General features: G+C 67.4%; 15 protein-coding genes, 1 pseudogene and 1 riboswitch. Of the genes and pseudogenes, 2 read left to right on the forward strand and 14 right to left on the reverse strand.

All coding sequences use genetic code 11. From position 1 onward, the window contains the following. Positions 1–93: 93 nt before the first annotated feature. Both TMO_RS11500 and TMO_RS11505 read left to right on the forward strand, forming a co-directional pair. Positions 94–750 carry a hypothetical protein gene (locus tag TMO_RS11500; protein ID WP_014745800.1) on the forward strand — a complete coding sequence of 219 codons (657 nt, stop codon included), beginning with the start codon at positions 94–96 and terminating at the stop codon, positions 748–750. Positions 751–779: 29 nt separating this feature from the next. Next, positions 780–1,496 carry a sulfite exporter TauE/SafE family protein gene (locus tag TMO_RS11505; protein WP_014745801.1) on the forward strand — a complete coding sequence of 239 codons (717 nt, stop codon included), beginning with the start codon at positions 780–782 and terminating at the stop codon, positions 1,494–1,496. A gap of 106 nt (positions 1,497–1,602) precedes the next feature. Here TMO_RS11505 and rpsD read toward each other — a convergent pair whose 3' ends face one another. From rpsD to gltX, 14 genes and pseudogenes are all read right to left on the reverse strand, one after another. Next, positions 1,603–2,217 carry a 30S ribosomal protein S4 gene (rpsD, locus tag TMO_RS11510; protein WP_014745802.1) on the reverse strand — a complete coding sequence of 205 codons (615 nt, stop codon included), beginning with the start codon at positions 2,215–2,217 and terminating at the stop codon, positions 1,603–1,605. Between the two features lie 76 nt (positions 2,218–2,293). Then, entirely contained in the window at positions 2,294–3,085 is a 792-nt protein-coding gene (locus tag TMO_RS11515; RefSeq protein ID WP_014745803.1) for an ABC transporter ATP-binding protein, read from the reverse strand. Then, entirely contained in the window at positions 3,082–4,077 is a 996-nt protein-coding gene (locus tag TMO_RS11520; protein ID WP_014745804.1) for a FecCD family ABC transporter permease, read from the reverse strand. The genes TMO_RS11515 and TMO_RS11520 overlap by 4 nt, the downstream gene beginning before the upstream one ends. Next, positions 4,074–5,015: an ABC transporter substrate-binding protein gene (locus TMO_RS11525; protein ID WP_014745805.1), complete on the reverse strand. Its 942-nt coding sequence runs from the start codon at positions 5,013–5,015 to the stop codon at positions 4,074–4,076. Before TMO_RS11525 ends, TMO_RS11520 begins: the two co-directional genes overlap by 4 nt. Further along, on the reverse strand, positions 5,015–7,174 hold the full coding sequence (locus tag TMO_RS11530) for a TonB-dependent receptor (protein ID WP_014745806.1): 2,160 nt from the start codon (positions 7,172–7,174) through the stop codon (positions 5,015–5,017). Before TMO_RS11530 ends, TMO_RS11525 begins: the two co-directional genes overlap by 1 nt. Positions 7,175–7,221: 47 nt before the next feature. Further along, entirely contained in the window at positions 7,222–8,028 is an 807-nt protein-coding gene (locus TMO_RS29420) for a type 11 methyltransferase (RefSeq protein WP_014745807.1), read from the reverse strand. Between the two features lie 98 nt (positions 8,029–8,126). Then, a riboswitch (cobalamin riboswitch) is annotated at positions 8,127–8,340 on the reverse strand. Between the two features lie 110 nt (positions 8,341–8,450). Continuing rightward, positions 8,451–9,080: a bifunctional nicotinamidase/pyrazinamidase gene (gene pncA / locus TMO_RS32190; RefSeq protein WP_041606115.1), complete on the reverse strand. Its 630-nt coding sequence runs from the start codon at positions 9,078–9,080 to the stop codon at positions 8,451–8,453. A 186-nt stretch (positions 9,081–9,266) separates the two neighbouring features. Beyond that, positions 9,267–10,022: pseudogene (locus tag TMO_RS32195) on the reverse strand (RNA methyltransferase); the annotation flags it as partial. A gap of 53 nt (positions 10,023–10,075) precedes the next feature. Next, positions 10,076–11,713, reverse strand: a complete 1,638-nt coding sequence (cimA, locus tag TMO_RS11545) for a citramalate synthase (protein WP_014745809.1) — start codon at positions 11,711–11,713, stop codon at positions 10,076–10,078. 107 nt (positions 11,714–11,820) lie between these two features. Continuing rightward, entirely contained in the window at positions 11,821–12,999 is a 1,179-nt protein-coding gene (locus TMO_RS30415) for a DUF1501 domain-containing protein (protein ID WP_081598883.1), read from the reverse strand. Positions 13,000–13,012: 13 nt separating this feature from the next. After that, complete coding sequence (locus tag TMO_RS30420; protein ID WP_081598884.1) at positions 13,013–14,032, reverse strand: DUF1800 domain-containing protein; 1,020 nt, start codon at positions 14,030–14,032, stop codon at positions 13,013–13,015. Next, positions 14,013–14,345 (reverse strand): DUF1800 family protein, encoded by a 333-nt coding sequence (locus TMO_RS32920; RefSeq protein WP_145978119.1) that lies wholly within the window; start codon positions 14,343–14,345, stop codon positions 14,013–14,015. The genes TMO_RS30420 and TMO_RS32920 overlap by 20 nt, the downstream gene beginning before the upstream one ends. A 236-nt stretch (positions 14,346–14,581) precedes the next feature. Continuing rightward, the gene (gene cysS, locus TMO_RS11555; RefSeq protein WP_014745812.1) at positions 14,582–15,973 is read right to left on the reverse strand and encodes a cysteine--tRNA ligase; all 1,392 of its coding nucleotides are present in this window, start codon (positions 15,971–15,973) and stop codon (positions 14,582–14,584) included. A gap of 94 nt (positions 15,974–16,067) precedes the next feature. Further along, positions 16,068–17,423 carry a glutamate--tRNA ligase gene (gltX, locus tag TMO_RS11560; protein ID WP_014745813.1) on the reverse strand — a complete coding sequence of 452 codons (1,356 nt, stop codon included), beginning with the start codon at positions 17,421–17,423 and terminating at the stop codon, positions 16,068–16,070. Positions 17,424–17,425: the final 2 nt, after the last annotated feature.

A 17,425-nucleotide genomic window follows, 5' to 3' on the forward strand; every position in this document is an offset into this window, starting at 1 on the left:
TCCCCTTGCCCGCTTCTGCTCTCCCCTTGCCCGCTTCTCTCTCCCCTTGATCGTCGAACCGATCGACGTCCGACATCTTCCGGAGTTTCTGCCATGTCCATGACGACCTCTCCTGCCGGCGGCATCTCGGGTGGCCGACCGGCCGTGTGGCCCCTGATCGTCGCCATCATCGCCGCCGCGGCGATCGGCGGCATGGTCGCCGGAGCCGAAGTGGCCGTCGTTGCCGGGCTGGGCGCCCTGATCGTGTCGCTGCTGCCGCGGATCATCATGATCGCCGGCCGCGGCGGTCTCGGTGCCTTCGCGATTGCCGGGCGCGCGATGTACACCGCGGGCCGGATCGGCGGCATCGCCATCGCCCTACCCGGCCTGTTCGTCACCAGCCTGGTCTGGCTGATCATCGGCCTGCCGGCGGCGCTGGCCCGCGCGGCCCATGCCCGGGCCGGCACCACCGGCGTCCAGCCCGCCCCCCTGCCGACCCTGCCGGATCTTGCTGTTGCGGGCCGGATGGGCCGCCGGGCGAAGACCGGTGCCGTCAGCTTCCTGAAGGGCATGGTCTCGGAGCGCGGCCTGCCGCTGCTGCTCGCCAATCTTCTGCTGGCGCTGGTGATCGGCTGCGTGCTGCTGGGCATGGGCGTGGCGCTCTACGCCGCCCTGATCGCGGTGCCGGTGATGATCGCCACCATGATGCTGGTCGCGGTCGACGGCAGCGACGAACCCGAGGTGCCGTCCTCCGCCGACGCCCAGCACTGACCCCGCCCGCCCCCGCGGAGAGCCCTATCATGGCGGTGTCCGAACTCACCTTTGCCGGCGGCGCCCTGATGGGTTTCGCCGGCAGTCTGCATTGCGCGGGCATGTGCGGCAGCATCGCCGCCGGGCTGATGTTCTCTTTCGACGGCGAGGGCGGCACGCGCGGCCGCATCAAGGCGCTGGCTGCCGCCCATGCCGGCCGGGTGCTGGCCTATGCCACCGCCGGTCTGGTGGTGGGGGCGATCGGCACCTCGGTCTATGCCGGCCTCGACCGTGCCGGCGGCTATGAAATCGCCCGGCTGATCGGTGCCGCCACCCTGGTCTGGGTCGGTCTGTCGGTGGCCGGGCTGGTGCCCTCCCTCGCCCGCCTCGATCGCCTGGCCATGCCGCTCACCGCCGGCATCGCCCGGGTGCTGCGCCCGGCCGGCATAGGCGGCGGTATCGCGGCCGGCCCCGGCGGGGCCTTCGTCTCAGGCGTCGCCTGGGGCTGCGTGCCCTGCGGCATGGTCTATGGTGCGCTGTTCTACGCCATGATGACCGGCAGCCCCGAAGGCGGGCTTTCGGTGATGGCGGGGTTCGGCCTCGGCACCGTGCCGGCCGTCGCCGCCACGGCCCTTGGCTTTGCCGGGCTGCGCCGCTCCGCCGCCCTGCCCGGCCTGCGTACGGCCGCGGGCCTCGCCATCGCCGCGCTGGGCCTGCTCTCGGCCGCCATCCCCTCGGTCGGCGCCGCGGTGCTCTGCCTGCCGTAACCGCCGCCGGCTCCGTCACTGCAAAACAAGACACCCCGCCGGTCGCCCGGCGGGGTGTCTTGTATCTGGTGCCTGAGAACCCGAAAGCTCTCCGGACCCGGCAGGATCAGCGCGAGTAGTACTCGATGATCTGCTTCGGATCCATCTGGACCGGATAGGGAACTTCGGCCAGCTGCGGCATGCGATTATAGGTCGCGGTCAGCTTGTCGAAGTCGACGTCGATGTACTCCGGCACTTCACGCTCGCGGCGCTGGGTAGCCTCGAGCACGAAGGTGAGCTGACGCGACTTCTCGCGCACGCTCACGACGTCACCCGGCTTCAGGCGGTAGGAGGGGATGGTCACGCGGCGGCCGTTGACCGCGACATGGCCATGATTGATGAACTGACGCGCGGCGAAGACCGTCGCGACGAAGTTCGCACGATAGACGACGGCGTCGAGACGGCTTTCGAGCAGACCGATCAGGTTCTCGGTCGACTCACCCTTGCGACGGGTGGCCTCGTCGACGACGCGACGGAACTGCTTCTCGGTCAGGTTGCCGTAGTAACCCTTCAGCTGCTGCTTGGCAGCGAGCTGCAGACCGTAGTCGGAAGGCTTGCGGCGACGCTGACCGTGCTGGCCGGGGCCATACGAACGTGCATTCACCGGGCTCTTGGCCGTGCCCCAGAGATTCACGCCGAGCCGCCGGCTGATCTTGTGCTTGGCCTGGATACGCTTGGTCATTTGAGAGCGAACCGTTCGGTAACGGGGTAGACCGCAGTAGAGGATCGGCACTGAATACAGGCGCTCCCCCCGGATGTCAAAGAGAATCGCCCGGATTTCCGCGGGTTTCGGGCCCGGCACGCACGGCCACCGGCCAGGCACCCGCAGCGACCGGCGCCGGGATCGGCCGGATGCCGAAAGCGGCCTCGATCGCCCCGTTCTGCAGCACCGCCTGGGACGTGTCCAGCGCCAGCAGCCGCCCCTTCGCCAGCACCGCCACCCGGTCGGCATGGGCCAGGGCCAGCCCCAGATCATGCAGCACCACGACCACGGTCATGGCGCCGCGCAGCCCCTCGAACAGCTGCATCAATGACAGAGCGTGACCAATGTCGAGCGCCGCCGCCGGCTCGTCGGCAAGCAGGGCACCGGCCGGCGCGGCCAGTGCCCAGGCGACCGCCGCTCGCGCCCGCTCACCACCCGAGAGATCATCCAGCCGCCGGTCCAGCAGCTCCCCCAGATCGAGGGCGGGATCCGGCGCCGCCGGGCGCCCGGCCTGCCACCACCCTGCCCCGCGCGCAGCCCCCAGCCGGACCAGATCGCGCACCGTCAGGTTCCAGTGGCTGCGGAAGCCCTGGGGCAGATGGGCGATCCTGGCCGCCACGCCCCGCCGGCCGAGCCCGGCCACCGGCCGCCCGTCGATCAGCGCCCGGCCGGCATCGGGTATGAGCGCGCCGGTGAGCGTGCGCAGCGCCGTGGTCTTGCCCGAGCCGTTCGGCCCGACCAGAGCCAGCAGTTCCCCCGGCCGGACATCGAACGACAGATCATCCAGCACCACCCGCCCGCCCAGGCGGAGCGTCACATGGTCGAGGGCGAGGCCCGCCGCACTCATCGCACACCTCCGCGTGCCCGGCCAAGCAGCAGCAGAAAGACCGGAGCCCCGGCCAGCGCCGTCAACAGACCGAGCGGCAGATCGGCCGGCGGCAGCAGGGATCGGGCGAGGCCGTCGAAGATCGCGACCAGCGCCCCCCCGGCAAGGGCGGAGGCCGGCAGCAGCAGATGATGCGTGGGGCCGACCAGGCGGCGGGCCAGATGCGGCACCATCAGCCCCACGAACCCCACCAGCCCGCCCCAGCCCACCGCGATCGCGGTGATGGCGGCGCCGGCAAGCACGGCAAGCTCGGTGAAGCGGCGGACATTCAGGCCCATGGCACCGGCCGCCTCGTCACCCAGCCCCAGCCGGTCGAGGCCGGGGGCGAGCACGAGGGCGAGGATCAGGGCGCCGAGCGTCGCCAGCCAGAGCAGGCCGAGCCCTGCCATGTCGGGCGTGTGGATGCCGCCCATGGTCCAGCTCATCACCACCTGCAGATTGACCGTGTCGTCGGAAAGCGCCAGCAGCATCAGCCCGCGCACCGCACCGAGTGCGGCCGCAACCGCCACGCCGGCCAGCAGCACGCCGGTGACGTCGGCGATGCCGGCGGCGCGTGCGGCCGCGATCACCACCCAGGTGGCCCCCCAGGCGCCGGCGATGGCCAGCACCGGCAGCGCCAGACCGGGCGCCACCGGCAGCGGCACCAGGAGCGCGATCGCGGCACCGACGGCGGCACCGGGGGCCGTGCCCAGAAGCCAGGGCTCCGCCAGCGGGTTGCGGAACACGCCCTGAAAGATCGCCCCCGCCAGCCCCAGACAGGCCCCGACCGCCACTGCCGCCAGCACCCGCGGCAGCCGCCAGGCCAGCAGCAGCCGGGTGAAGGGGCTGTCCTCGCCACGCAGCAGCGCCGCCAGATCGGCGATCCGCGCCGGCTCGGTCCCCAGCCAGAGCCCCGCCAGGATCGCGACCAGCAGCAAGGCGATCAGGGCAGCGAAGGCCCTCTGCGTCGTCATTTATCACCCTCCGCAGGCATGAGACAGGCGCCGCCTGCGGCAAAGGCATCGGGATGAAGCAGCCGGGCCAGCATCTCCGCCCCCTCCACCACCCGTGGCCCCGGGATCAGCAGCAGCGCGCGGGTGACCGCGTCGACCCGGCCGGCGCGCACCGCGCGGATTCCGTCCCAGCCCGGCCGCTGCATCAGGGCCGGCACCCGCTCGGGCGGGCCCGCGATCAGGATCCTGTCGGGGTCGGCCCGCCCGACCGCCTCTCCCGACACCCGCCCCAGCCGGTCGCGGCCTGCGAAGACGCTGACACCGCCCGCCGCGCGCAGGATGTCGCCGGTATAGGTGGCGTCGCGGATGGTGAAGGCGGCGCCACGCTCGTCACTGCCGGTCTCCATATAGACCGGCACGGGTGGCCGCCCCTTCAGGCATGCGCCGAGATGCGCGATCCGGGCGCCCATGGCGTCGGCGACCGCGGCCGCGGCCGCCTCACGCCCGGTGGCGTGTCCCAGCAGCCGGATATTGGCCAGGATGTCGTCCAGCCGGTCATGGGTCAGCACCAGCGCCGGAATGCCGATCCGGCCCAACGGATCGACCAGCCCTGCCGCGGCCTGGCGCGCCGGGGTCATCACCACCAGATCGGCATCGAGCCGCGCGATCGCCTCCACCGAAAATCCCAGCCGGCCGCCGATGCGGGCGGTGCGGGCGACCAGATCCGGCGGCCAGCGCGTCCAGGCCTCGATCGCCACGATGTCGGGCCCGGCGCCGATCGCAGCCAGCATTTCGACATTGCTGGAGAAGATCGCGACGATCCGGCGTGGCGGCGCCGGAATCGTCACGGCGCGGCCGAGCGCATCGGTCACCTGTCGCGGCCAGCCCTCTTCCGCCGCCGCAGGAAGCGCGGCGATGCAGGTGAACAGGATCAGCAGAAGACCGAATACCCGCGCCATCAGAAGCGATAGGTCAGGCCGACATAGGCCGCCCGCCCCGCCTGGCTGTTGCCGGTGCCGCCGCCATTCGACGACACCGGATCGCCCAGCGAGGGCACGGTGTCGGTGGCGATGAACAGCGGATGATCATTGACGTCGAACAGGTTGTCGACGCCGGCGAACAGCGTCAGTTTCTCGGTCACGAACCAGTCGCCGCGCAGGTTCATCAGCCAGCTCGATCCCTTGCGATGGACATAGCGGCTGTCGGGCTCCGCCCCTGCCACCAGACTTTCTTCGGTATCGTAATAGAGCGGGCCGCGGAACACAGCCGTGGTGGTCAGGCTCCACACCCCGGGCTGGCCGGTGGTGATGCCGAGCGCCGCCTGGGTTTCGTGCATGCGCTGCAGCTTGTCGGTATAGGGGCCGGAGAGGGCCGCATCGGCCCCCTTGTCGCGCATCTCGAAATTCCACACGCCCGAACCGCGCGCGATCAGCGTCCAGCCGTCCCAGCCCAGGCGGCGGGCGATGTCATAGGCCGCCTGCAGCTCCAGCCCGCGGATCACCGCATCGCCCACGGAATTGGCATAGGTCCGCTCATCCGGCCCGGTGGTGACGGTGGTGATCCGGTCGGTGATGGTGTTCTGGAACAGCGCCAGATCCAGGAACAGCGGCCCATCGGCATGGGCGGCGCCGATTTCGTATTGCAGGCTGCGTTCGGGATCGAGGTTCGGGTTGCCGAAGGTGCGGCCGCCGCCGACGGCGGTGAAGTCTGCCGCAAGCTCGGTGCCGGTCGGCGCGCGGAAGCCGGTGGCGACGCCGGCCCTGAGGGTCACCGTCGGCCAGGCCGCCCAGGCGGCGCCGACACTCCAGGTGACATCGTCCCAGCTTTCAGTGCGTTCCACCAGCAGCGGCTGGTTGGGGGTGGCCCTGGTCGAAACCCGGCCATAGGTCCAGCGGGCGCCGGCGCGCAGGGTCAGCGCGTCGTCGAAGGCCCGGTGCACGCCCTCGCCATAGACGCCGAAATCCTCGGTATCCTGGTTGATGTCATAGGGTGGCACCTGAGAGGTGGCCCCGCCCGAGACCGACTGGCGGAAGCGGTCGCTGCGCAGTTTCGCGGTCTCGGCATCGATCCCAAACAACAGGTCGGTATCGTCCCCCACCGCCAGCCGCGGCGCCAGCTTCAGACCCAGAACGTCGAGCTGGCGGCGGTTGTCATCAACCGAAAAACCGGCCGTCCCGTTCCGCTGCCGCTCCGATCCCCAATGAAAGCTGTCGACGTCACGCACGGCATAGGCCTGGGCCGAAAGCCCGAGCCCGCCACCGAATGTCGTGTCCCAGGCAAGATCGAGCGAGGCGTTGCGCCGGTCGTCAACATTGTCCACATCCCACTGCGAGCCGCGGAAGCCGGCGTCGTAGACACCGTCGGTGCGGAGCGTCAGGTCGATGCGCCCGACCGTCTCGTTCTCGAAGCCAAGCGCCGCAAGCCCGCCGCCGCGTTTCCAGGCCGTGTTGACGAGTTGCCCCTCGGGGGTGTGGTAATCATCGGAAACGCCGCCGCCGATGCCGACGTAGTGGTCGAAACCGGCCGTGCTGCCCGCATTGGCGGCATGGCCGCGGGCAAGGCCGAAGGATCCGGCACGGGCGGTGATTTCGCTGCCCGGATCCTCGGTGGCACCGCTGCGGGTGACCAGATTGACCACGCCGCCGATCGCCTGGGCGCCATAGATCACCGAGGCCGGGCCCCGGATGATCTCGATCCGGTCCAGATCGTCGGGTGAGAGCTTGGAGAGATTGGCGGTGCCGGCGCGGCGGCCGTTCATCAGCACCGTCACCTGGCTGCGCCAGTCGCGGCCCTGGCCGTCGGTCGCGCCGCCGCGGATGTTGAACGAGGTCTGGCCCGGGCTCCAGTCGCTGAAGAAGCCGACCGCGTTTTCGGCCAGCAGATCGGTCACCGACCGGGCGGACGACCGGCGGATGGTGGCGGTGTCGATCACCTGCACGGTGCCGGCGGCACGGGCGCGGGGCTCGTCGCGCCCCTGGGCGGTGATCAGCATCCGGTCGAGTTCGGTGGCATCCTCGGCCCGGGCCGCCTTGGGGTCGGCGATATCGGGAAGAAGGGCAACGGAGCACGAGAGGGCCAGCACGCCGAAGGCGGGCCGGCGCAGAAGGGAGAAGCGCATGGGCTGATGATCCGGATTGGAGGTCTTGTGATTGGCCGCGTCGTCGGTCAGTCGTGCCAGACGAAAACGGCGGAGAGTTTGGGCGCGCGGGCGATGACGCCTTCCTCTGCCGGCATGAGGGCGAGATCGAGATGGCGGTCCAGCCGCCGTTCCAGGTCGTCGACCACATGACCGCGGCGGTGGAGATGATCGAGCATATGGGCGCGGGCCGCGGCGCGATCGGGAAAGAGGGCCTGGAACGTCCAGGGCACCAGATGCACCATGTCGGGTGCCAGATCGCTTCCAAGTTCATCGAGCGCCAGCCGGTCGCCCGGGGTGATGTCCTCACCATGAAGATGGGTCGGTAGGAAACCCGCCAGACACCAGCTCCGCGGCCCCGCCTGGGCCGGCACGATCCAGGCGAGCCTGCGGCCGAGCGGCCGGGTCCGGGCATGCAGGGCGCGAGCCGCACCGATCGGCCCCGGAATATTGGCGCAGAGCACCAGATCGGCAGGGGCTGCCGGATCGAAGGGGGTGAGATCCTGCCAGACGCCGTCGCGGATATCGATCGAGAGGTCGGGGCGCGCCTCTGCGACCCCGGCGAGCCGGCCGCGCATATGGGCATTGGGCTCGATCGCACACCATCGCCCGCCGCGGGCGATGACCGCCTGGCCGAGCAGACCGGAGCCGGCACCGATATCGATCAGGCTGCGCGGGCGCCCGCCATAAAGGCCGCGCAGCGCATCACCCAGATTGCGGGCATAGTCCGATCGGGCAAGCTGATCGGCGAAGAAGGCGGCATCGGCATCGGCCCACGGGGCCGGTGACGGGAGCGGGGGCGGACCGGCGGCAGCAGCTCCGGGCGTGGCGGACATCTTGGGCCTCACCTGCGTGGCACGTCACCGCAGGCCGGACCCGAAGCGGCTGGACGCCGTTCCGGATCGCCATCGATACACCCCGACCGATGGGCACGCGCGTGACCACGAATGACGGCAGGTCTCCTGGCTCACGGGTCATCGCCGGTCCGTCGCCTTCCCGGCAGTCCCGGTACCGGGGCCACCAGTGGCGTCGCTGACGGCCGGCTCGCCGTCTACAGTTGCGGGGGCAGCCGGGGCATGATGCGGATCACCGCCTGTACCCCGTTCCCTTTTGATCCCCAACGGGGAACCGTCGCGGGCGACAGTAGTGGAGCTGCCCGTCACCGGTCAAGCAGCCCCGTCGCCCTGATATTGATACGATATAACATAACATTATTGAATGACGCAATGCCCCGACGCCGGCACCGCCGGGACATTGTTCAGATGAAGAGATCGTCGGCCCCCGCAAAGCGTACGCCCGCCGCCGTCATCTCGGCGCGTGCGCGGCCAAGCGAACCGCCGGTGTCGATGGCGCGGCAGGCATCTTCCACCAGCACCACCTCGAAACCGGCGGCGCGGGCGTCGAGCGCCGTCCAGGCCACGCAGAAATCGGTGGCGAGGCCGCAGACGAAGACGCGTTTGACGCTGCGCGACCGCAGATAGCCGTCAAGCCCGGTGGCGCTGCGCCGGTCGGCAGCGAGGAAGGCCGAATAGCTGTCGACCGCGGCATCGTCGCCCTTGCGGACGATCAGCCGGGCATGGGGCAGATCCAGATCGTCATGGAGTGCCGCGCCCCGGGTGCCCTGCACGCAATGGTCGGGCCAGAGCACCTGGCTGCCATAGGCGAGCTCCGTGGTCTCGAACGGCGCCTTGCCGGCATGGCTGGAGGCGAAGGAGGCATGGCCGGCCGGGTGCCAGTCCTGGGTCAGCACCACCTCGGTGAACAGCCGTCCGATCCGGTTGACCACCGGCACGATCTCGTCACCGCCGGCGACCGCCAGCGCGCCGCCGGGCATGAAATCATACTGTGGATCAACCACGATCAGTGCATCACCGGCGCCGGGGCGCAGGCGCAGGGCCTCGGCGCGCGCCTCGGCTTCGGCATGACGACGGCGTGAGCGCCGGGGTCTTGCTGCCTCTGCGGGAGACGCCGCAGAATCGGTCTCGTCCAGCGCCTCGCGGCGGCGGCGATAGGACGGGAAGGCGGCAAGTTCCTCGTCGCGTGCGCCACGGATCATCAGCCCGTGCAGGAAGCCGCGCAGCGAGCGGACCTCCTGCCCGGTCAGATCCGCGCGCAGGAACATGGCCTGCAGATTGCGCAGCATGGTCGGCCGCATCTGCCGGTTGCGCACCACCCCCGACCAGTCGAGTGCCTGGCCCAGATGCTCCAGGAAGGCATCGATCTCCTGCTTGCTCGCCCGGCCATAGCGGCCGAGATCGAGTTGCACCGGCACGGTCTCGTCGCGCGCGGTGAACCATTCATAGGAGACCAGCGCCACCGCCTGGGCAAGATTGAGCGAGGCGAAGGCAGGGTTGAGCGGCACGGTCAGAATCAGATCGGCGAGCGCCACATCGTCATTCTCAAGCCCCGTCCGCTCGGGCCCGAACAGGATTCCGACCCGGCCGCCGGCCTCGACATGACCGCGCATGCGCGCCGCAGCCGCGCCGGGCGTCGCCACCGGCTTCACCATGTCACGCGGCCGCGCGGTGGAGGCCACCACGAAATCCAGATCGGCGACCGCATCCGCCACCGTCGCATAGACCCGGGCAGTGTCGAGCACCGCATCGGCACCCGAGGCCAGCACCCGCGCGCGTTCGCTCGGCCACTCGCAGCGCGGTGCCACCAGACGCATGTCGGTCAGGCCGAAATTCAGCATCGACCGTGCGGCCGAGCCGATATTGTCGGCAATCTGGGTGTTCACCAGGATGATGGCGGCCTGGTTGCCGACGGCACCTTCAATGCCACGGGTGGCGGCCGCTTTGGGCGGCCGCTGCTCGGACTGATCGGTCATGCGCTCATATATCTTGTTGCTGCGAAGGTGGCCGGCCGCCGGACGACGTATCCTCAGGCGACACTGTTGGCCGCCGCGACCTCTGCCGCCGCCTGCACCGACACGCCGGCACGGTACAGCCGCCAGGTGATGCCGTCGGCCAGCGCCTCGTAAGAGGCATTGACGACGTTAGCCGAGACGCCAACCGTCGACCAGTGGTCGCCGGCGGTATCGGCGCTTTCGATCACCACCCGGGTCACCGCATCGGTGCCGGTGCCATCCGGGGCCGACATGATGCGGACCTTATAATCGACCAGCCGCATGTCGCGCACCGGCTGATAGGTCTGGGCGATCGCCCGGCGGAGCGCGGTGTCGAGCGCGTTGACCGGGCCGTTGCCCTCTGCCACCGCCATCACCGGCACCCCGCCCACCGAGATCTTGATCGTCGCTTCCGACAGGGTCACCAACTCGCCACGGGCATTGTAGCGACGCTCGTCGATCACCCGGAAGGACAGCAGGCGGAAATATTCCGGCACCTCGCCCAGGGCGCGACGCGCGAGCAGTTCCAGGCTGGCCTCGGCGCCGTCATAGGCATAGCCCATATGCTCGTTGGCCTTCACCTGCTCCAGCAGGGTGGGCAGGCGCGGATCCGACGGGTCGACCTCGATACCGATCTCGGCGAGCCGCGCCAGCAGATTGGCCCGGCCGGCCTGGTCCGAGACCAGGACATGGCGCTGATTGCCGACCTGTTCCGGGCGGATATGCTCATAGGCGCGCGGATCCTTGAGCACCGCGCTCGCATGCAGCCCGCCCTTATGGGCAAAGGCGGCGGCACCGACATAGGGCGCATGGATGTTCGGCGCGCGGTTCATCCGCTCGTCGAAGGCGCGGCTGACGCTGGTCAGATGGGCGAGCCCGGCCTCGTCGACACCGGTCGTGTAGCCCATCTTCAGCATCAGGGTCGGCAGCAGGGTCACCAGATTGGCATTGCCGCAGCGCTCCCCCAGACCGTTCAGCGTGCCCTGGATCTGGCGCACCCCGGCACGGACCGCCGCCAGGCTGTTGGCGACCGCATTGCCGGTATCGTCATGGCAATGGATGCCCAGCCGGTCGCCGGGCACGATCGTCGCCACATGGGAGACGATTTCCTCGATCTCATGCGGCAGCGTACCACCATTGGTGTCGCAGAGCACCACCCAGCGGGCACCGGCCTGATACGCCGCCTTGACGCAGGCCAGCGCATAATCGGGATTGGCCTTGTAGCCGTCGAAGAAATGCTCGGCATCGAACATCGCCTCGGCCTTGACCCGTGCGGCATGGCCGATGCTGTCGGACACCATGCGCAGGTTTTCGTCGAGATCGACGCCCAGCGCTACGGTCGCCTGGAAATCCCAGCTCTTGCCCACCAGACACACCGCCTGGACCGGCGCGTTCAGCACCGCAGACAATCCGGGATCGTTCTCGGCCGAACGCCCCGACCGCCGGGTCATGCCGAAGGCCGAGATCCGCGCCCGCTGCATCCGCGGCAGATCGCCGAAGAAGGCGTCGTCGGTCTGGTTGGCCCCGGGCCAGCCGCCTTCAATATAGTCGATGCCCAGCCGGTCCAGTTCACGCGCAATCGCGGCCTTGTCGGCCGCCGTGAAATCAACGCCACGGGTCTGCGCGCCATCGCGCAGCGTGCTGTCGTAGAGATAGATGCGCTCACCGGACATGGGGATCGTATTCTCCGTCGATCGGCTGTTCCGGGACATGTTTAGCACCCGGAACCGGCCGATGCGAAACGTAAATACGCAGGCCTTGTCTGCGCAGCCTGTCGCGGTCAGGCTTTGAACAGATCCGTCGCGGCAACAACATTCCGCGAATTGGGAAAGGCGGTCTCCTCAATGTCCTTGGCGGGCGTCTGCAGAAAATCCGCCAGGACACCCTTGATCAGAGATCGCACATCCGTAACCGGCATCAAGTCACGATTCTGATAAAGTGCGCGTTCTGCAAGCCCGGGCCATTCACCATAGACCTGCCCACCATTTACGCGCCCGCCGGCAAGAAACGCGAAGCCTCCGGTCCCGTGATCAGTGCCGCCACTTCCATTCACGCGCACTGTGCGCCCAAACTCAGAGATACCCAACACGACAGTCTGCCTCCAGGCAGATGCTCCCAATGTTTCGCGCAACTGCTTCAAGCCGTTGGCAAAAACATTGGCGGCTGTAAACATGCGGCCGTCCACCGTGCCCTGACTGCTATGTGTATCCCAGCCACCAGCATTAACAATAGCAATACTCGCCCCATCGCGGCGAGCAAGTATCTCGGCGACTGAGTTAAAGGCCCGGATCAGCGGATGTCCATATACCTGAACAGAACCAATGCGACCTGCTTCTCGTATCTCGTCCCCAAAAGAGGCAAATGCCGGGTCATTCTCATAGATCTTGGCCAAACGTTCCACAACGTCCAAGCCAGGAACTTTGACATCAGGCGGCGGGAGATTGACGATGCGGGGCGCACCAAGGAGGACAGTAGGGATACCACCGCTCACGGTAGCAGCCGTCAGCTCCTCCCCATGCGCTTTCATGATCCGGCCGAGCCAGCCACTGCTGACTTTTGTCGGATCATCCAGACCGCTCTCCAATATAGACTGCCCATCAAAGTGCGACCGGTCCCGGTATTGTGAAGATACAGCCGGCACCAACAGGAGATCGCCATCCTTGTACCAAGAATGGATCGGCTCGAGAGCCGGGGTCAGCCCATAAAAATCATCCAAAGACAACAACCGGTCGCGCGGAAAGGCGAGCGTGGTTCTCATGTCAGTGTAAGCAGGATCACCTACAGGGGCCAGCAAACCAAGCGCATCCACGGCACCACGCATGATCACGACGACAAGACGCCGACGCTCTCCCGCAGCCTCCGCAGAAGCGTGTCTGTTCCAAAAACCAATCCGGAAGCTCGCACTAGCACCAGCGAAAGCCAGGGTCCGCTTGATGAACAACCGCCGAGACAGTGTCATGCATTCCCTCACATCAGCGCAGACAGAAATGTGGTGACGCAGCGATCAGGCCATACGCATCCTTCAGTGTGGGCGCTCCTCGGATGGTTGCAAGGACGTCAATCGAAGCGTTGCGGAAGTATATGCTGAGTGCGGTATCAAGATCATCACGACAGTTCAAGGCTTCATACATGCGTGCGGCCAGTCCCGCGCGTAGCACCATATTGCCCGGCGAAAACCAGACATCACGATCGTCGGGCCAGCCTTTCGGTGACCTCGCTGCATGAACGCCGTGCCCGAGTGCCTGAGATGCGGACCGGACTTCCACAGCCGCTTCGCGTGTCGACAATCCGAACAGATTCAAGAATGCGATGCCCCAGTCTTCCGGCAGCAGAACCTTCTGCCCCTGGGGCTGCCAACTTGATGGATGATCAAGTAGAACATCCATCATCGCATCGATGCGCCCATCCCTGGCGAGATAGACCGCCGTCATCTCCTGCACAACATCGTCCGGCGGCTGATCAGAAATAAAATATTTCGCCAGCTTTCGCGAAATAAATCGAGCGGTAGAAGGATGCCCCGCGAGAAAATCGAGAAGATCATCCATCTCCTTCTGCCCATTTTCTTGAAATTCCCGCGCCAATATGATCTTGGTTCCCGGCTCATGGCGACTGTCCAAGAACATCATGTCCAGAGGGCGATTCCGATCATAGTATTTTATGTACCATCCGGTCAGCATCTGAGCTGCGGCAGCAACGTCTGACTGCTTATATCCGCCAGACACGCCCAGTGTATGCAGCTCCAGGAGTTCTCGCCCCAAGTTTTCGTTGATTCCCAGCCCATTTTTCTGCCCCATTTGAGAATTCGGACCTATGGAGCTGTTATTATTCAAATAGATATGCATCAAGGGGTGGTGCATGACTGCACCCAAGAGGGTCCGGAAGGGCCCGGTCACATGTGGGCGTATGGCCTCGTTCTCGTATAGATCGGTCAGACCGAGGAGAGATGGCTGCGTTTGAGAAACTGTAAAATGCTCAAAAAAAGAAATGGACAAGCCGCTCTCTCAGTGGCGTCTCAGTCTGGAGAGCGGTCATAATGCGGGCATCCCGTATCCTGTCGGAATACTGGACAAATGTCTGGTATGAGTCTCTCTCTGGGGCCATACGTTTTTCTTCCGGGGTCGGAAAGCGTATGGCCCAGCGTGCCTTAAGATCAGGTATGAGTGTAACCGGAGGACGTGGCTGCATATCCGACGACAATTGCCTGCGAAGCCACGCCCTGGGCGCTTCCCCGACCTGCTCTGGCAGATCAGGACGGTATCCCATCCCGAAACGGGTCATGGCAAGATATGCATCATCTGAGATCATGCAGCGATCCTGTTGCAGCCGCTGATGGAGGGATCAACTCCATTTGGAGCATCACGTTCGACCCGACGGACGCGAGGCTCTTGAGTTGCGAGCACTTTCGCCCGTCCAGATGGCCCGATCAGGTGGCATTACCTGATCGGGCCCCGCTCCAGAACCGGAGTTTCAGAATACCCTCTTCATAGAGGCTCCACCGAGTGGCGTTCGTGTGTCAATCCTCGGCAAGCACTCCAACTTCCTCAACCGCGCTTCCAGCGCGTGCCGTCCGGCCCGTCCTCCAGCACCACCCCGCGTGCCTTCAGATCGTCGCGGATCCGGTCGGCGGTGGCGAAGTCGCGGTTGCGGCGCGCGGCCAGGCGTTCGTTGATCAGATGCTCGATCTCGGCCTCGTCGGGGCCGGTCTCGCCGCCCGAGGCGGGGCCGCCGCGGAACCAGGCTTCGGGGTCGAGCCGCAGCAGGCCAAGGGCATGCCCCGCTCCCAGGATCTGCGCCTTCAGCCGGGCCCGTTCGGCCCGATCGGTGGTGCGGTTCGCCTCCCCCACCAGCTCGTGCAGATGCATCAGCGCAAGCGGGGTGTTGAGGTCGTCTTCAAGCGCCGCACGCACCGCGTCGGGATAGACGCGGCAATCGCCGTCAGGCTCGATCTCGTCCATCAGCCGCAGGGTGTTGTAGAAGCGGTCGAGCGTCTGCTTCGCCCGCTCCATGCCCTCCTGCGTCCAGTCCAGCGGCCGGCGGTAATGGGTCTGGAGCATCAGCAGGCGCACCGCCTCGCCCGGCACATGGCCCAGCAGATCGCGGACGGTGAAGAAGTTGCCGAGCGATTTCGACATCTTCTCGCCGTCGACATTGATGAAGCCGTTATGCATCCAGTAGCGCACGAACAGCGCGCCGTCATGGGCGCACTGGCTCTGGGCGATCTCGTTCTCGTGATGCGGGAAGATCAGGTCCTGGCCGCCGCCATGGATGTCGAAGGTCTCACCCAGATGGGCCTCGGCCATGGCCGAGCATTCGATATGCCAGCCCGGACGGCCGCGACCCCAGGGGCTGGACCAGCCGGGCTGATCATCGGCGCTGGGCTTCCAGAGCACGAAGTCGGCCGCATCGCGCTTGTAGGGCGCAACCTCCACCCGGGCCCCCGCCACCATCTCTTCCCGGTCGCGGCGCGACAGCCCGCCGTAATCGGGCATCGACGGCACGCTGAACAGCACATGGCCCTCGGCCTCGTAGGCATGATCCTTGGCCATCAGCCGGCGGATCATGTCGATCATCTGCGGGATGTGCTCGGTCGCGCGCGGCTCGATCGACGGCGGCAGCGCGTTCAGCTCGCCCATGTCCTCGTGGAACATCAGCGCAGTGCGGGCGGTCAGGGTCTCGATCGCCTCGCCGCTTTCCTTCGCCCGCACGATGATCTTGTCGTCGACATCGGTGATGTTGCGGACATAGGTGACACGCGGATAGCTCGCCTTCAGCAGGCGGTAGAGGGTATCGAACACCACCACCGGCCGGGCATTGCCGATATGGGCGCGGTCATAGACCGTGGGGCCGCAGACATACATCCGGATATGGTCCGGATCGATCGGCTCGAAAGCTTCCTTGGCACGGGTACGGGTGTTGTAGACGGAAAGCGCCATGATGGCTCGTCCTCGGGCAGGCAATCAAAGACGGGCGAACGGCGGAGGCGCCGGCCGGTTGAATGGGGTGGCCTCGGGCATCAGGCACCAGGCATCAGGCATCCTGGCCGGAAAGCCGGGCCGCGGCGCGCGCGGCGCCGATCATCGGTAGCAGCTTTTTCAGCTCCGGTCCATGCTCGGCCGCGGTCAGCGCCAGGCGCAGCGGCCTGAAAAGCCCCCGCCCCTTCACCCCCGTCAGGCCCTGAATCCCGCGGGTCCAGGCGCTCCAGGTGGTCTCGTCCCAGGGCTCCGGCGGCAAGGTGTCGCGGGCTGCGGCCAGCACCGCCTGCGATGTCTCGTCGACCTCGATCACCGGCGTCACGGGGCCCGCCACCACCTGCCACCAACGGCCCGCCTCGGCGATCCGCTCGATATTGCCCGAGACGGCATCCCAGAACGGGGCCACCAGCTCATCGGGCACGCCCAGCCCGACAAGCGGCGCGCGCACGCCCTCGGCATCCAGACGCCGGATCTGCCGGGCATTCAGCTGGACCAGATCGGCCGGGTCGAAACGGGCGGCCGCCCGGCCGAAGCGGCTGATGTCGAAGCTCGCCACCAGCTCGTCCAGGCCTGCGACCGGTTCGATCGCATCCGAGGTGCCGAGCCGGGCGAGGAAGGCCGCCACCGCAAGCGGCTCCATGCCGTCCTCGCGCAGTTCCGCCACCGCAAGCGAGCCGACGCGCTTGGAAAGCCCGGCACCGCCGGCATCCAGCAGCCAGGCCAGATGGCCGAAATGCGGTTCCGCGGCCCCCAGCGCATGGAACAGCTGGATCTGCGCCGCCGTGTTGGTGATGTGGTCCTCGCCGCGGATCACATGGGTGACGCCGGTCTCGGCGTCGTCGACCACGGTGGCGAGCGTATAGGTGGAGGCGCCGTCGGCGCGGATCAGCACCGGGTCGGACAGCGATCCGGCATGAACGTCGATCCGGCCGCGGACCAGATCCTCCCACGACGTCTCGCGGTCATCCAGCCGGAAGCGCCAGTGCGGCCGGTGGCCTTCGGCTTCCAGCGCCGCACGATCGGCATCGGAAAGGGCCAGCGCCGCACGGTCATAGACCGGCGGCCGGCCGGCGGCCAGCTGGGCCGCACGGCGCGCCGACAGCTCTTCCGGGGTCTCGTAACAGGGATAGAGCCGGCCGCAGGCGACCAGGCGTTCGAAAGCGGCGGCATGGCGATCGGCGCGTTCGGTCTGGCGGAAGCTCTCGTCGGCCGGAATGCCCAGCCAGTCGAGATCGGCCAGAACGCCCGCCACATAGTCCTCGCGGCTGCGCTCCCGGTCGGTATCATCGATCCGGAGTTGCATCACCCCGCCATGGGCGCGGGCATAGAGCCAGTTCACCAGCGCGGTGCGGGCATTGCCGACATGGAGACGTCCGGTCGGAGACGGCGCGAAGCGGGTCTTGACGGTCATAT

The sequence above is a fragment of the Tistrella mobilis KA081020-065 genome (genome assembly GCF_000264455.2).
Classification (GTDB): domain Bacteria; phylum Pseudomonadota; class Alphaproteobacteria; order Tistrellales; family Tistrellaceae; genus Tistrella; species Tistrella mobilis.

Coding starts and splice junctions, on each gene's coding strand:
- TMO_RS11500 (WP_014745800.1), top strand. CDS start 94: ATGTCCATGACGACCTCTCCTGCCGGCGGCATCTCGGGTGGCCGACCG.
- TMO_RS11505 (WP_014745801.1), top strand. CDS start 780: ATGGCGGTGTCCGAACTCACCTTTGCCGGCGGCGCCCTGATGGGTTTC.
- rpsD (WP_014745802.1), bottom strand. CDS start 2,217: ATGACCAAGCGTATCCAGGCCAAGCACAAGATCAGCCGGCGGCTCGGC.
- TMO_RS11515 (WP_014745803.1), bottom strand. CDS start 3,085: ATGAGTGCGGCGGGCCTCGCCCTCGACCATGTGACGCTCCGCCTGGGC.
- TMO_RS11520 (WP_014745804.1), bottom strand. CDS start 4,077: ATGACGACGCAGAGGGCCTTCGCTGCCCTGATCGCCTTGCTGCTGGTC.
- TMO_RS11525 (WP_014745805.1), bottom strand. CDS start 5,015: ATGGCGCGGGTATTCGGTCTTCTGCTGATCCTGTTCACCTGCATCGCC.
- TMO_RS11530 (WP_014745806.1), bottom strand. CDS start 7,174: ATGCGCTTCTCCCTTCTGCGCCGGCCCGCCTTCGGCGTGCTGGCCCTC.
- TMO_RS29420 (WP_014745807.1), bottom strand. CDS start 8,028: ATGTCCGCCACGCCCGGAGCTGCTGCCGCCGGTCCGCCCCCGCTCCCG.
- cimA (WP_014745809.1), bottom strand. CDS start 11,713: ATGTCCGGTGAGCGCATCTATCTCTACGACAGCACGCTGCGCGATGGC.
- TMO_RS30415 (WP_081598883.1), bottom strand. CDS start 12,999: ATGACACTGTCTCGGCGGTTGTTCATCAAGCGGACCCTGGCTTTCGCT.
- TMO_RS32920 (WP_145978119.1), bottom strand. CDS start 14,345: ATGATCTCAGATGATGCATATCTTGCCATGACCCGTTTCGGGATGGGA.
- cysS (WP_014745812.1), bottom strand. CDS start 15,973: ATGGCGCTTTCCGTCTACAACACCCGTACCCGTGCCAAGGAAGCTTTC.
- gltX (WP_014745813.1), bottom strand. CDS start 17,423: ATGACCGTCAAGACCCGCTTCGCGCCGTCTCCGACCGGACGTCTCCAT.